This window comes from Streptomyces sp. NPDC127068 (assembly GCF_042724695.1).
Lineage (GTDB): Bacteria > Actinomycetota > Actinomycetes > Streptomycetales > Streptomycetaceae > Streptomyces.
Map to the genome: position 1 here is coordinate 60,448 of NZ_JBHXEN010000045.1, position 13,875 is coordinate 74,322.

General features: G+C 72.0%; 15 protein-coding genes. 11 read left to right on the forward strand and 4 right to left on the reverse strand.

Translation table 11 applies throughout. The features are described 5' to 3' along the window. Nucleotides 1–153 precede the first annotated feature (153 nt). On the reverse strand, nucleotides 154–420 hold the full coding sequence (locus tag ACFWIA_RS25715; RefSeq protein WP_387008958.1) for a hypothetical protein: 267 nt from the start codon (nucleotides 418–420) through the stop codon (nucleotides 154–156). 259 nt (nucleotides 421–679) lie between these two features. On the opposite strand from ACFWIA_RS25715, the gene ACFWIA_RS25720 reads away from it, so the two are divergent. Next, nucleotides 680–880: a hypothetical protein gene (locus ACFWIA_RS25720; RefSeq protein WP_387008960.1), complete on the forward strand. Its 201-nt coding sequence runs from the start codon at nucleotides 680–682 to the stop codon at nucleotides 878–880. A 21-nt stretch (nucleotides 881–901) separates the two neighbouring features. Beyond that, nucleotides 902–1,429, forward strand: a complete 528-nt coding sequence (locus tag ACFWIA_RS25725; protein WP_387008962.1) for a peptidoglycan-binding protein — start codon at nucleotides 902–904, stop codon at nucleotides 1,427–1,429. Nucleotides 1,430–1,605: 176 nt separating this feature from the next. Here ACFWIA_RS25725 and ACFWIA_RS25730 read toward each other — a convergent pair whose 3' ends face one another. Next, nucleotides 1,606–2,925 (reverse strand): collagen-like protein, encoded by a 1,320-nt coding sequence (locus ACFWIA_RS25730; RefSeq protein ID WP_387008964.1) that lies wholly within the window; start codon nucleotides 2,923–2,925, stop codon nucleotides 1,606–1,608. A gap of 410 nt (nucleotides 2,926–3,335) precedes the next feature. Here ACFWIA_RS25730 and rfbA point away from each other — a divergent pair, with 410 nt between their 5' ends. From rfbA to rfbD, 4 genes are read left to right on the forward strand one after another with little or no spacing between them, the layout of a single operon-like run. Next, complete coding sequence (gene rfbA / locus ACFWIA_RS25735) at nucleotides 3,336–4,268, forward strand: glucose-1-phosphate thymidylyltransferase RfbA (RefSeq protein WP_387008966.1); 933 nt, start codon at nucleotides 3,336–3,338, stop codon at nucleotides 4,266–4,268. A 34-nt stretch (nucleotides 4,269–4,302) separates the two neighbouring features. Further along, the gene (gene rfbC / locus ACFWIA_RS25740; protein ID WP_387008967.1) at nucleotides 4,303–4,926 is read left to right on the forward strand and encodes a dTDP-4-dehydrorhamnose 3,5-epimerase; all 624 of its coding nucleotides are present in this window, start codon (nucleotides 4,303–4,305) and stop codon (nucleotides 4,924–4,926) included. Continuing rightward, on the forward strand, nucleotides 4,911–5,885 hold the full coding sequence (gene rfbB, locus ACFWIA_RS25745; protein WP_387008969.1) for a dTDP-glucose 4,6-dehydratase: 975 nt from the start codon (nucleotides 4,911–4,913) through the stop codon (nucleotides 5,883–5,885). Before rfbC ends, rfbB begins: the two co-directional genes overlap by 16 nt. After that, a complete protein-coding gene (gene rfbD / locus ACFWIA_RS25750) occupies nucleotides 5,882–6,826 on the forward strand; it encodes a dTDP-4-dehydrorhamnose reductase (RefSeq protein WP_387008970.1) in 945 nt (314 codons plus the stop codon). Before rfbB ends, rfbD begins: the two co-directional genes overlap by 4 nt. 16 nt (nucleotides 6,827–6,842) lie before the next feature. Here rfbD and ACFWIA_RS25755 read toward each other — a convergent pair whose 3' ends face one another. Then, nucleotides 6,843–8,117: a glycosyltransferase gene (locus ACFWIA_RS25755; RefSeq protein ID WP_387008972.1), complete on the reverse strand. Its 1,275-nt coding sequence runs from the start codon at nucleotides 8,115–8,117 to the stop codon at nucleotides 6,843–6,845. Between the two features lie 315 nt (nucleotides 8,118–8,432). Next, nucleotides 8,433–9,419, reverse strand: a complete 987-nt coding sequence (locus ACFWIA_RS25760) for a LacI family DNA-binding transcriptional regulator (protein ID WP_387008974.1) — start codon at nucleotides 9,417–9,419, stop codon at nucleotides 8,433–8,435. A 134-nt stretch (nucleotides 9,420–9,553) separates the two neighbouring features. Here ACFWIA_RS25760 and ACFWIA_RS25765 point away from each other — a divergent pair, with 134 nt between their 5' ends. From ACFWIA_RS25765 to ACFWIA_RS25785, 5 genes are all read left to right on the forward strand, one after another. Beyond that, nucleotides 9,554–10,474, forward strand: a complete 921-nt coding sequence (locus tag ACFWIA_RS25765) for a ribokinase (RefSeq protein WP_387008976.1) — start codon at nucleotides 9,554–9,556, stop codon at nucleotides 10,472–10,474. A 39-nt stretch (nucleotides 10,475–10,513) separates the two neighbouring features. Next, a complete protein-coding gene (locus tag ACFWIA_RS25770) occupies nucleotides 10,514–11,860 on the forward strand; it encodes an NtaA/DmoA family FMN-dependent monooxygenase (protein WP_387008978.1) in 1,347 nt (448 codons plus the stop codon). A 47-nt stretch (nucleotides 11,861–11,907) separates the two neighbouring features. Beyond that, nucleotides 11,908–12,441, forward strand: coding sequence for a flavin reductase family protein (locus ACFWIA_RS25775; RefSeq protein ID WP_387008979.1), 534 nt, complete (start codon nucleotides 11,908–11,910; stop codon nucleotides 12,439–12,441). After that, a complete protein-coding gene (locus tag ACFWIA_RS25780) occupies nucleotides 12,434–12,892 on the forward strand; it encodes a riboflavin kinase (RefSeq protein WP_387008981.1) in 459 nt (152 codons plus the stop codon). The genes ACFWIA_RS25775 and ACFWIA_RS25780 overlap by 8 nt, the downstream gene beginning before the upstream one ends. A gap of 122 nt (nucleotides 12,893–13,014) precedes the next feature. Next, complete coding sequence (locus ACFWIA_RS25785) at nucleotides 13,015–13,806, forward strand: nicotinamide riboside transporter PnuC (protein ID WP_387008983.1); 792 nt, start codon at nucleotides 13,015–13,017, stop codon at nucleotides 13,804–13,806. Nucleotides 13,807–13,875: the final 69 nt, after the last annotated feature.

The window sequence follows — 13,875 nt, forward strand, 5'->3', positions numbered from 1 at the left end:
TTGGGCGGGGGTGGGGGGGGGGGGGGGGGGGGGGGGGGGGGGGGGGGGGGGCCCCCCCGGGGGGGGGGGGGGGCCCGGGCCCCCCCCCCCCCCCGGGGAGGGTGGTGCCGGCCCGTTCGTCCCTCGTGCAGACGGGTGTCGGGCCCTGTGGGTTCATGCGGCGCGGGTGAAGCGCTCGGGCCGTTGCTCACGGGTCCCTACGGGGCCCGGCCGGCCGGCGGGTTGTTGCTCGTCCACGGCGCGGCGTTCGCGGCGGGACCGCAGCGCCGCGCGGACGAGGCGCTGGTGGCGGGCCTCGCGGTGGAGGTCTTCGATGTGGAGTCGGTGCAGTTCGTACGCGAACATCTGGTGCCCCTCGGCTGGTGGTGGTGTCGCTTCCGCGATGCCTCCACTGTCGTGGCCCGGGGGGTGTCGGCGCATCGGGCGGATGCCGCATCTCGCCCGATGGGGGTGCCTTAGACGGGGAGCGATCGACTTCCGGGTGCCTTAGGCGGGTTCGTGGTGGCTGAGGGGGGACCACGGCCATGCCGGGATCACGGGGTGGAACGGGGCCCTCTCCTGGCTCCCACGGGGCGAAGCTGCGGCTGCGACGTCCGTCGGCGCGGACCCAGGGGCCCCGTCTCCGTCGGGTTGTCCGTGAGGCCCGCCACTCATCGTCTCCGAGGACACCTGGGCAACCGTGGGGAAGGACCTGGTCGACCGGGGCTTCGAGGCCGCCATGGCCGTCCACGGCACCCCACGCGAAGCACATGGCAGTGCCATGTCGGCGCGCCGCTTGGCAGGTGACTCGTCTCTTCTCGTACTCATGTGCAGACGCCCCGGCGACCGCACGATCCATGACGCGGCCCGCCGGCGCGCGAACCGCCAGCAACTCACCTGATTTCGGGGGATTTCCACCGCGATGAACAAGAACATCAGAAGGAAGACCAGCCGCCGGGTCACGGCTCTCGCCGCTGCCGCGCTGGCGTTCGGGATCGCCGCCGGTCCCGCGACGACCGCCCAGGCGGCCACCGCTCACGGCGCCGTCGAGGGCTGGGGCAGCCACAAGGACGACTGGGCCGACGAGGGGCTCCTGTCGACCACCAAGCACGCCCACAGCGGCGCCACCGGCCTGTGGCAGCTGGTGCTGTGGCAGGACGGGTACCTCGCGGAGTCCGACGTCGACTGCAAGTTCGGCCCCAAGACCCAGGCCGCCACGAAGCGGTGGCAGAGGGACCGCCTGGGAGCCGCCGAGGCGGACGGCGTGGTCGGCAACAAGACGTTCGGCGAGGCCAGCAAGAACATCTGGACCACGGACAACGGCTTCAGCATCCGGTACGGGTACATCTACATCGGCCGGCACGTCACCAGCGGCGAGTACTTCTTCCACACCAGCTACACCGCCGGCTTCGTCAAAGCGAGCTACACCAGCGCCGCGAACTGCCGCTGAGACGGTGCTCCCGGTCGGCTTGACCGTCCGGAGCACCGCGTAGGACGACACCGATCGGTGCGGTGGAGCCGCCGGACAGCTCCACCGCACCGATCGGCAAGCCCGTACGGGCATGCTCGCCGGGTACGCGCCGGTGTTGCCGCACCGGCGCGTACCGTCTCGGACCGCGTCCCGGACTACTGGTCCACGCAGACCACGTAGGACTGGAACCCGCCGCCGAGCACCGTGAAGGACGCCTGGGTCTGCCATCCGGTGGCCGGCCCGGCCTGCGTGCCGGCGGCCTTGGGGATCGGCGCGTTCGCGATGACGTTGACCGTGCCGAGGAGCCCGAAGGTGTCGAAGCCGCCGCCGGTGGCCAGGTCACCGGGGAGACAGTTGGCCGTTGACGTCACGCCCACGCCGATGAGCACCGGGGTGGCCTGAGGCCCCCGGATGACGTAGGTGTTCAGCGTCGCCGGGCCCTGCGGGCCCTGGGCTCCGGTGGCGCCCTGCGTGCCCTGAGTCCCGTTGGCGCCCTGCGGACCTTGCGTGCCGTTGGTCCCGTTGGTGCCCTGCGGGCCCTGGGTGCCCTGGGTGCCCTGGGGACCCTGCGCACCGTCCGTGCCGTTGGTGCCGTTCGCACCCTGCGTGCCCTGCGGACCCTGGGACCCGGTGGCACCCTGCGCACCGTTGGTGCCGTTCGCGCCCTGGGGACCCTGGGCGCCGTCCGTGCCGTTGGTCCCGTTGGTGCCGTTCGCACCCTGCGGACCCTGCGCACCGTCCGTGCCGTTGGTGCCATTGGTGCCGTTCGCACCCTGCGCGCCTTGCGGACCCTGGGGACCGTCAGCACCGTTGGCGCCCTGCGCGCCCTGCGCGCCCTGCGCACCATTGGTCCCGTTGGTTCCGTTCGTGCCGTTGGTTCCATTGGTTCCGTTGGCGCCCTGGGTGCCCTGCGGACCGGTGGCACCGTTGGCACCCTGCGCGCCCTGGGCGCCGTCCGTGCCGTTTGTCCCGTTGGTTCCGTTGGCACCCTGGGTGCCCTGCGGACCGGCAGTGCCGTTGGCGCCCTGCGGTCCCTGGGGGCCGGAAGCACCGGTGGTGCCCTGCGGTCCCTGGGCACCGTTGGTGCCATTGGTTCCGTTGCTGCCCTGGGGGCCGGTAGCACCCGTGGCGCCCTGGGGGCCGGTGAGGCCGGGGGTGCCCTTGGCGCCCTGCGGCCCCTGCGGGCCGGGGACACCCTGCGGCCCCTGCGGACCCTGGCCGCCGCCACCGCCACCACCACCGCCGCCGCCCTGGGGGCTGCGCGCGTCCTGCCCATCGGCGGCGCGGTCCTGTCCGCTCGCCGTCGTGGCACCGTTCGGCCCCGGCAGGCCCAGGCTGTGCCGAGGGCCCGAGCGCTCGACGGCGTCGGCGATGGCCACCGTGCTCGGCACGACGTTGAGCACGGCGGCCAAGGTGCCTGCCGAAACCAGGGTGATCGTTCTCACCCGATTGCGGCCGATGGTTCTACGGTTCACCTGAATTCCTTTCACGAAGAACGACGGAGACGGGTCGGGGCCGCCACAGAAGGCAACCGTTCGGATTAACGACGCAATTGTGCGACGTTCGTAGGGGATGATGAATCGGGTCATTTTCGACAGACGTGGGAGCAGGCTGTGCATACGGCTCGCGACAGCCGGGAAATGTCCCCCGATTGGAGACGCATTGCGGTGAAGAGGCCGCGGATACGGAGGGCCGACCGGTAGGGGAATCCGTTGCGTGTCGGAATGTGGAGGCCCATGGGGCTTCCTCTACGGTGACCCCCACGGCACGTCCTGAAAGCCGACCCGAGCCTGCCGGCGCAGGCTCCATCCGGAAGACCTCACGTACGGAGTGAAAGGAGGACGGGGAAGCGGGCCTGCCGCAGGCACCACGCCCCTGACTGCCCATGCGTGGAATTCTGTTGGCCGGCGGCACCGGATCACGACTCTGGCCGCTGACCCGTTCCGTTTCCAAACAGCTCCTGCCGGTGTTCGACAAACCGATGGTCTATTACCCCCTCTCCACGCTCGTACTGGCGCGGGTGAGCGAAGTCCTCGTCATCACGACCCCGGAACACCAGGAGCAGTTCCGTACGCTGCTCGGCGACGGCAGTCAGCTCGGCCTGCGCATTGACTACGCGACGCAGGAGCGGCCGGAAGGAATCGCCCAGGCATTTGTCCTGGGGGCCGATTTCATCGGGGACGAATCCGTCGCGCTGATCCTCGGCGACAACATCTTCCACGGCTCGGGGCTGGGCGCCCGGCTGACGCAGGAGGGCCGAACGAGCGGCGGCCACGTCTTCGCGTACCAGGTCGCGAACCCCTCGGCCTACGGCGTGGTGGAGTTCGACGACCACGGCAGGGCCCTGTCCATCGAGGAGAAGCCGGCCCGCCCGAGGTCCCGGTACGCCGTGCCCGGACTGTACTTCTACGACCACCGCGTCGTGGAGATCGCACGCGGGCTGCGGCCCAGCGCCCGCGGCGAGTTGGAGATCACCGACCTCAACCGCGCCTATCTGGAGGCCGGCGAACTCCGCGTCACCCGGCTCGACCGGGGCACCGCCTGGCTGGACACGGGGACCTTCGCGTCCATGGTCCAGGCCGCGGAGTTCGTCCGGGTCGTCGAGGAGCGCCAGGGACTCAAGATCGGCTGCGTGGAGGAGGCGGCCTGGCGGGTCGGGCTGATCGACGACGACCAGCTCCGCGCTCTGGCCCGGCCCCTCCTCACCAGCGGATACGGGCAGTACCTGAGGGACCTGTTGGACCAGGACGCCCGGTGCGCGTGTGCCGTCGTGGCGCCGCGGGACACCGGATCGGCACAGTCCGCGGCGACCGCCTGAGGGATCACCGAGACAGACGGAAGGAACGTGACGGGTGAGACCGCTGGACATCGAGGGCGCCTGGGTGGACCGACCACGGGTGTTCTCGGACCGCAGGGGCCACTTCCACGAGTGGTTCAAGGCCGACGTGTTCCGTGAGGTGACCGGTCACCCGTTGCGTCTGGAGCAGGCCAACTGCTCCCGGTCCAGCCGCGGCACGCTGCGGGGCGTCCACTACGCCGCGGTCCCGCCGGGACAGGCCAAGTACGTGACGTGCGTCAGCGGAGCGGTGCTCGACGTGGTGGTGGACCTCCGCACCGGCTCCCCGACCTTCGGCAGCTGGGAGGCGGTGCGCCTCGACGACCGGGAGCACCGGGCCGTGTACCTCTCGGAGGGCCTGGGCCACGCCTTCATGGCGCTGGAGGAGGACTCCGTCGTGGTCTACCTCTGCTCCGAGGGGTACGCGCCGCAACGGGAGTTCGGAATCCACCCGCTCGATCCGGAGCTGGCGATCCGGTGGCCCGACGGTCTCACCCCACAGCTCTCCGACAAGGACGCCGCGGCGCCCACGCTGGCGGAGGCCGAACGGCGGGGCCTGCTGCCCGGCCACGAGGAGTGCCTCGCCCACCGGCGACGGCTGCGCTCCGGGGTCCGGGGGGACGCATGCGTCTCCTCGTGACCGGCGGGGCGGGGTTCATCGGTTCGGAGTTCGTCCGCGGCCGGCTGCGCGCCGATCCGACGGCGCACGTCACCGTCCTCGACGCGCTCGCCTACTGCGGGGTCGAGGAGAACCTGGCATCCGTCGCGGACCGCCCCGGGTACCGATTCGTCCGCGGTGACGTCTGCGACCGCGAGGTCGTCGACGAGGTGATGGCGGGGCAGGACGCCGTGGTGCACTTCGCGGCCGAATCGCACGTGGACCGGTCGATCGCGGGAGCCGCGCCCTTCGTGCGCACCAATGTCGTTGGCACCCAGGTCCTGTTGGACGCGGCGCTGCGCCACCGCGTGGGCCGGTTCGTCCAGGTGTCGACGGACGAGGTGTACGGCTCGATCGACGAGGGCTCGTGGACCGAGGCGTCGCCGCTCGCGCCCAACTCCCCGTACGCCGCGTCCAAGGGTGCGGCCGACCTCCTGGTCCTCGCCCACCACCGCACCCACGGTCTGGACGTCGTGATCACCCGGTGCACCAACAACTACGGGCCCCACCAGTTCCCCGAGAAGCTCATCCCGCTGTTCGTCACCCGACTGCTCGACGGGAGGACCGTCCCCCTCTACGGCGACGGTCGGCACGTCCGCGACTGGCTGCACGTCTCCGACCACTGCCGCGGCATCGAACTCGCCCTGCACGGCGGGCGGCCCGGGGAGGTCTACCACATCGGCGGCGGGACCGAGCTGAGCAACCACAAGCTCACCAGGCTGCTGCTGGACGCCGTCGGCGCCGACGGGGACCGGGTCACCCCGGTGGCCGACCGCAAGGGCCACGACCTGCGCTACTCGCTGGACGACGGCAAGATCCGCGAACAGCTCGGCTACGCGCCCCGGGTCCCGTTCACGGAGGGCCTCGCGGCCACGGTCGACTGGTACCGGGACAACCGCCGCTGGTGGAGTCCGCTCACCGCCGGGTCGCAGCGGTCATGACGGGAGCGACGGCGACGGCGGGGTGCACGTCGTGGCTGGTGACCGGCGCGGGCGGGATGCTCGGCCGGGACGTGCGGGCGGCGCTCCTCGCGACCCCGGGCGCCGGGGTGACCGGGCGGACCCGCGGCGAGCTGGACGTCACCGACCGCCGGGCCGTGCGCGCGGCCGTCGCCGGCCACCGGGTGGTCGTCAACTGCGCCGCCTGGACGGACGTGGACGGCGCCGAGGCGCACGAGGCCGCGGCGACCGCGGTCAACGGCACGGGCGTCCGGCACCTCGCGCACGCCTGCGCCGAGACGGGGGCGGTCCTGCTGCACGTCTCCACCGACTACGTCCTCCCCGGTGACGCCCGCCGACCGTACGCCGAGGACGCGCCGACCGGGCCGCTCAACGCGTACGGGCGGGGCAAACTGCTGGGGGAACGGGCGGTGGCCGAACTGCTGCCGCGCACCGGCTACACCGTGCGCACCGCCTGGCTCTACGGCACGCACGGGCGCAGCTTCGTCGCCACGATGCTCGAACTCGCCCTAGACAGGGCGACCGTTGACGTGGTCGCCGACCAGTACGGCCAGCCCACCCGGTCGGCGGAGCTCGCCCGGCAGGTGGTCGCGCTCGGGCGGGCCGCGCTGACCGGCCGGGCCCCGGCGGGCGTCTACCACGGCACGGCGGCGGGGTGCACGAGCTGGTACGGGCTGGCCCGGGAGGCGTACCGGCTGAGCGGGCTCGACCCCGAGCGCATCCGCCCCGTCGACTCGACCGCCTTCCCGAGACCCGCCGCCCGACCGACGTACGGGGTGCTGGGACACGCGGGGTGGACGCGGGCCGGGGTGGCCCGCCAACCGGGTTGGCGGGACCAGCTGGCGGCGGCCCTGGTGACCCCCCGGTTCGCGGCCGTGGCCGCCGAGGCCCGGGCCGCGGCCCCCACCCTCGTGGCGGGGTGAGGGCCGGGGCGTCGCCTCAGACCAGCAACGGTCCGCCGCAGCGGGTCGCGCCCTCCTTCATGGCGATGAGGTTCGCCACCACGTAGGAGATGTTGTTGGAGGAGTGCCACTCCGTGGGGAAGTACGTCACCAGACGGGAGCTCTGGAAGCGCGCCTCGATCTCGGGGACGAACGCCCGGTACTGGTCGTCCGTGTAGTACCAGAAGGAGTTCTCGTTGTAGAACGCCACATGGGTGGGGTCCTGGTAGGCGCCGCGCCCGTCCGAGCTGGGCGTCGTGGTCAGCAGCATCCCGCCGGGCGCCAGCAGCCGGTACAGCTCGTTGATCAGCGGCACCTTCGCGGGCACGTGCTCCAGGAAGTCCACCGCGCGGATCAGGCCGACCGAGCCGTCCGGGAGGTCCAGCGGGTCGGGGAGCGTCGCCACGATGTCCACGCCCTCCCCCGGGTGCTGGTCCACGCCCAGGTAGCCCGGGGGCTTGCGGTGGGCCGCGCCGAGGTCCAGGGCGAGCAGCCCGCGGCGCCGGCTCCAGGCCAGGGCGTTGGCCTCGACGTACTTGTCGTAGAGGGCGACCGTCTCCCGCTGGATGTGCGCATTGACCTCCGCGTCGCGCTGGGTGTTCTGCGCGTGCATGCGCTGGAGGTAGAGGCAGCGCTCGACGTGGTGGAAGTCGCCCACCTGGAACAGTCGGCACATCAGGTCCTGGTCGTCCAGGACCGTGCGGGTGGCGTCGTAGCCGCCGACCTTCGTGTAGGCGTCCCGGCGGAACGCCCGCACGTGGTTGGGCGCGTACCAGATGTACGAGACGTTGTGCGGCGTGGGCGCCATGGTCCTGGTGGCCAGCAGTTTCCGGTCGTCGACGAGCACCTCCTCGTACTGCCAGCCGTGCGTCTCGTTGAACCGGGAGTCGTCCCGTCCGCCGTCCTCGGTGATCTGGGCGGTGTTGCTGTAGACGAAGACGGCGTCCGGGTGCTCGGCGAACGCCTTGCCCAGTTCGGCCAGGCAGTCGCGGGCCAGCAGGTCGTCGTGGTCGAGCTCCACCAGGATCTCGCCGCGGGCGAGTTCGCAGGCCCGGCGCTTCGTCGCGCCGACGCCGCGGATGTCGTCGGCGATCTCCACCCGGACCCGGTCGTCGGGTCGCTCGGGCCGCCACCGGGCGCCGTTGTTGAGGAGGACGATCCACTCCCAGTCCTGACGGGACTGCGCCTGGAGCGTCGCCAGGCACTCGTCCAGGAAGCGCGGCCGGTGGCTGGGGGTGAAGACGGAGAACTCGGGTGTCGCGGTCGGCGTCATCTGCGGCTACCTGCCTAGGTCTCGGAGTTCGCGGCGGCATCGCTCTCGTCGGGTGACGGGGTGCGGGGCGACCGGCTCCCGGAAGGGCCGCGGCACGGGCAGTGCAGCGCCGGGACGCGTGCGACCACACGTCCGGAATCTTCCCACTCGTCACCGTTCGGGAGGATGGGGGATGCGGCGGTCAAGGTAGCGACGCGCCCGCCGTCCCGTCACCTCTCAGCGGGCCGGGCCTCCCGTAGACCACTCGAACGTACGCAGAGACCACCCCTGTTCGCCCCCGCCCGCGCCCGGGGGAGCCGCTGAGGTGACCGACCGTCAGGTCTCGTGCGTGGAGGCGCGGACGACGAGCTGAGGGGGGAACCGTTCGATCCGTTCGGCCCGTTCGCGGACCGGGGCCTGAAGCAGCGTCAGTCCGCGTTCGGCCATGGCGGACAGCGGGTGCCGGATGGACGTGATGGGCGGGTCGAGGAGCTTGAGCATCTCGGTGTCGTCGAATCCGGTGACGGCGATCTGCCGGGGCACGGCGACCGCGGAACGGTGCAGCGTGCTCACGAGCCCCACGGCGAGGACGTCCGCTCCGCAGACCACCGCGTCGACGCTGTCGCGCTGTTCGATGATGCGGCGGGCCGCCGTCCGACCGGCGCCGGTGGTGAAGTCGGGCAGCAGGATGGTGGGGGCCTCGGGCCCCTGCGCCTCGGTGAAGGCCGCCACCCGTTCGGCGCCCGAGGAGGACGCCTGGTCGGCGACGAGCGCGATCCGGTGCCGCCCCATGCCCTCCAGGTGGTCGACGAGGAGCCGGACCGCGGCGGCGTTGTCGAGGGTGACCGCGACGGTGCCGGAACCCTTGGCCCAGCGGTCGAAGAGGACCACGGGACGCCGGCGGGCGGCATCGCGGATGGCGGGTCCGGAGGCGCTGGCCGACACCGGGACGACGAACAGGCCGTCCACCCGGCCGCTGAGCAGGGTGTCGATCTGCTCGGCCTCGATCGCGGTGTCGTTCGCCGCGTCGGAGACGACCAGCGTGCCGCCCACCGCGCGCACCTGTCGGGCGATGGCGTCGGCGAGTTGGACGAAGTAGGGGTTGGCGAGCGAGGGGAGTACCACGCCGATGGTGCCGGTCTCGCCGGTGCGCAGCGCCCGGGCCGAGTGGTTGGGCTGGTAGCCGAGCCGGTTCGCGGCCTCCTCGACACGGCGCGCGAGCTCGGGGTCGACGTTGCGCGGGGTGCCGGCGAGGACGCGTGACGCCGTCGCACGGGAGACGCCGGCGGCCTCGGCCACGTCGATGAGTCGGGGCGCTGTCACGTAAGTGTTCCCTCTCGGTCGGTGGGGGGGCGCCACGGCGGCGGGGCGAACGGGCACGACGAGGCTACTTGACGGCGCGGGTGCGCTGGTACAGCATGTCGGAAATCGATCTCCCAGGATCCCAAGGAGGGCAAATGTCGCCCATCACCGTCGTTGGTTCGGTGAACCGCGACTTCGTCCTGACCGTCAAGGACCTGCCGCACCCCGGCGAGACCGTGCTCGCACGGCGCTTCGTGGAGGGGGTCGGCGGCAAGGGCGCCAACCAGGCCGTCGCCGCCGCCCGCCTCGGCTCGCGGGTGCGTCTCGTCGCCAGGGTCGGTGCGGACGCGGACGTCATCCTCGACGCGCTCGGGTCCGAAGGAGTGGACGTCGACGCCGTGCGGTCGGACGGGCGGACCACGACCGGGATCGCCGCGGTGGTCGTCGACGACGCCGGCGAGAACACCATCGTCGTGAACCCGGGGGCCAACGCGGAACTCGGTGTCGAGGACCTGCCGGCCCGGCTCGTCCGGTCGGCGGGAGAGATCGTCCTCGTCCAGAACGAGGTCCCGTCCGAGGTGGTCGAGGCGGCGGTGCTCCGGGCCGGCGAACAGGGCGGGGTCGTCATCCTCAACCCCGCCCCGGCCCGACCGATCGACATGCGGGTACTGGCCGCCGTCGACGTCCTCGTCCCCAACCTCGGCGAACTCGCCTCGCTCCTCGACACCGACCGGCCCACCACCGTCGACGAGGTGCGGACCCTGCTGGAGCGCGCCGCGCTCCCGTGCCGGGCCGTCGTGGTGACGATCGGCGCGGACGGCGCCGTCCTGAAGGAGGCGCACAGCCCGCACACCACCCACGTCCCCGCGCCGACGGTGGACGCCGTCGACACCGTGGGCGCCGGCGACACCTTCTGCGGCGCCCTCGCGGACGCGCTCGGACGCGGCGCCGCGCTGCCGGCCGCGGTCGAACGGGCCGTGCACGCGGCCTCGTACGCCGCCACCGGCCTCGGCGCCCAGACCTCCATGCCGTACGCATCCCAGCTCGACGCACCCGCGGTCACCGCTGTTCCCTGAACCCCGCGGGTCACCCACCAGCACTACGGAGAACCACCCATGAGGAACCTCAAGATCGGCGTGTTCGAGAACGCGCAGACCAACGCGAGCGGCACGGCCACCTGGCGTCACCCCGACAGCCGGCGGCACGACTTCGACACCCTCGACTACTGGCGCGACCTCGCCGCCGTGTGCGAGGACGCCAAGCTGGACTTCCTGTTCCTCGCCGACGCGTGGGGCTGGTCCGAGATCGACGGCAAGCGCCCGCCCATCGCGACGGAGGAGACCCTCGACCTCCCGCGGCTCGACCCGGTCGTGGTGGCCTCCGCACTGCTGTCCACGACGACCCACCTGGGCCTCGTCATGACCGGCTCGGTCCTCGTGGAACCCCCGTACGCCTTCGCCCGCCGCATGGCCACGCTCGACCAGCTCTCCGGCGGGCGCATCGGCTGGAACGTCGTGACGACCGGCACCGCCGACACCGCGGTCAAGGCGTTCGGCATGGAGATGGTGGCCCACGACGACCGCTACCGGATGGCCGAGGACTTCCTCGAACTCGTCTACAAGTACTGGGAGGGGGCCTGGGAGCCGGACGCGCTGGAGAAGGACAAGGAGGGGCGGTTCGCCGACCCCGCCAAGGTGCACCTCATCACCCACGAGGGCCCGTACTTCCGCTCCCAGGGCTACGGCAACACCGCGCGTTCCCCGCAGGGCACGCCCGTCCTGTTCCAGGCCGGGGCCTCGCCCGCCGGGCGCCGGGTCGGCGGCCGGCACGGCGAGTGCATGTTCGTGGGCAGCGGCTCGATCCCGCAGCTCGCCGGGCACACGGCCTCGATCCGCGAGGAGGCGGTCAAGGCGGGTCGCCGGGCCGACGAGGTGAAGGTGATGTCGGCGTTCTCCTGTGTCGTCGGTGCCACCACCTCCGACGCGGAACGGCGCTACCAGCGCATCCTCGACGCCCAGCGCCCCGAGGTGACCGTCGCCAGCTACGCCATGTTCACCGGGCTCGACCTGTCGTCCTACGCGCCCGAGACGCCGATGAAGGACCTCTCCACCGAGCTGTCGCAGACCCAGGTGGCCCGCTTCGCCGACAAGACGGTCGGTGACGTCCTCGCCGACTGGCACACCCACGGGGTCGGAGCGCGGCCCGTCGTCGGCACCGCCGAGGACATCGCCGACGAGATCTGCTCGCTCGCCGAGGGCGCCGACCTCGACGGGTTCCTGCTGTCCCCGACGGTCCAGCCCACCTCGACCACGGACTTCGTCGAGTCGGTGCTGCCGATCCTGCGGGCCCGCGGGGTGTTCCGCGGGGAGTACACGGAGGGCGAGAGCCTGCGCGAGCGGCTCACCGGGGCGTCCGACCGGGCGCTGCCGGACAGCCACCCCGCGGCCCGCTTCCGGCACTGAGCACGACACCGAGCACAGCACGCGCGAACGAGAGGATGTCGAAGACCATGGCCACGTCTACCCACCACCCGCTCCAGGCGTCCGCGTCGCCGACGGAAACGGAACTGGACGGGGCAGCGCTGCGACGGGCGTTCGGGGCCTACCCGACCGGTGTCGTCGCGATCGGCGCGCTGCACGGCACCGAACCCGTCGGGTTCGCGGCGAACTCGTTCGTCTCGATCTCGCTCGAACCGCCCCTGGCCGCGGTCAGCGTGGCCCGCACCTCGACCACCTGGCCGCGGCTCGCCGAAGCACCGGTCCTGGGCCTGAGCGTGCTCAGCAACGGTCAGGGCCCGCTGTGCCGACGGCTGGCCTCCCGGGAGGGCAACCGTTTCGACGGCGTCTCCTGGCGGGCCACGCCCGAGGGCGCCGTCCTGATCGAGGACGCCGCGCTCTGGCTGACGGCCCGGGTGAGCGCGACCTACGACGGCGGTGACCACGAGATCGTGCTCGTGGAACTGCTGACGGCCGAGTTGTTCCCCGGAGTGGAACCGCTCGTCTTCCACACCAGCCAGTTCCGTGAGCTCGTCCCCCATGAATGACGTCCGGGCGGTGCGCGCGCCCCTCACGGGCGAGGTGGTGCACGGTGCCGGTCGGGGCCGTGGGCTCGGGTTCCCCACCGCGAACCTCGCGGCCGATCCCGGCTCGCACGTCCCGCCGCCCGCGATCTACAGCGGCTGGGTCGTACGCCACGCGACGGGCGCCGTCCACCGCGGCACCATCAGCATCGGGTCGAACCCGACCTTCTGCGACACGACGGACGTGCACGTCGAGGTCCACTGCCACGACGTGTCGGACGACTTCTACGGCGAGCGCATCGGACTGTGGTTCGTGGCACGCATTCGCGACACGGTGAAGTTCGCGTCCACCGACGACCTGGTGCGCGCCGCCCGCCTGGACGTCCTGCGGTCGGAGGCGCTGCTCGCCTCCGACCGCGGGCGCCGCGTCCTCACCGGCGCACTCGCCGCGGACGGAAGGACCGCCTCCGTCTGAGGCACCCCGCTCCACCCGAGTCGGCGGCACGCACCGCCGTACTCCCCGCTCCACGACCGGCCCGGTCCGGGCCCCACTCCCCCACACCCTGATTGGCTCAAGAACGAACAAAGGTGTGAGTAATGAGCGCATTTCAGTGGTTGAACGAACAGTTCAGCTTCTTCGGCCTGGATGTCTACTGGTCCGATTTCCTCGGCAACATCCTGGCGCTCGCGACGGTCTTCCTGGCGCTGCGGCGCTTGCTCATCGCCTGGCCGGTGCAGATCCTCGGATCGGTGCTCCTGCTGATCGCCAGCTTGAACGTGGACCTCGGAGGAAACGCCGCCCGGCAAGTGGTGATCATAGCATCGGCCACCTGGGGCTGGGCGACGTGGCGGCGCAGCCGGGAGAAGGAGGGCGCGATCAACGTCCGCTGGGCTTCCTGGCGGGAACGCATCGTGCTGCTCGTCGTGATGGTCGTCGGAACGTTCGCGTTCGCCGCCCTGCTCAAGGCGACCGAGGCGTCCTTCTACCCGGGCGCTCCGTGGTGGATGGTCCTCGCTGACGCCTGGATCTTCGTCGGCTCGATCCTGGCGATGTACTCGCAGGCCCGGCGGTACGTGGAGTTCTGGTTCGCCTGGCTGGCCGTCGACCTCGTCGGGGTGCCCCTGGCGATCCACTCCGAGCTGTACTTCTCCGGCATCGTCTACGCCATCTTCTTCGTGATGGTCGTCATCGGCATCCGCGACTGGGCGGGCCGCAGCACGAACCAGGAGATCGTCTCGCCGCTCGAACCCGCCGTCGTCGTGGAGGGCCGCAGCGACCTGGACGGCCGCGACGCCCAGGGGACCCGCAACGGCACCGCACCGGCCGCGGGGTCGCACTCCCCCGCACCGGGAACGGGAACGGCGAGCGGGCCCGGGGCCGCCGACTGACCGACGCGCCCCCTCGTGGGCACGGCCGGCAACCGCAGACACCCGTCGGCGGGGTCCCCTGGAGGGACC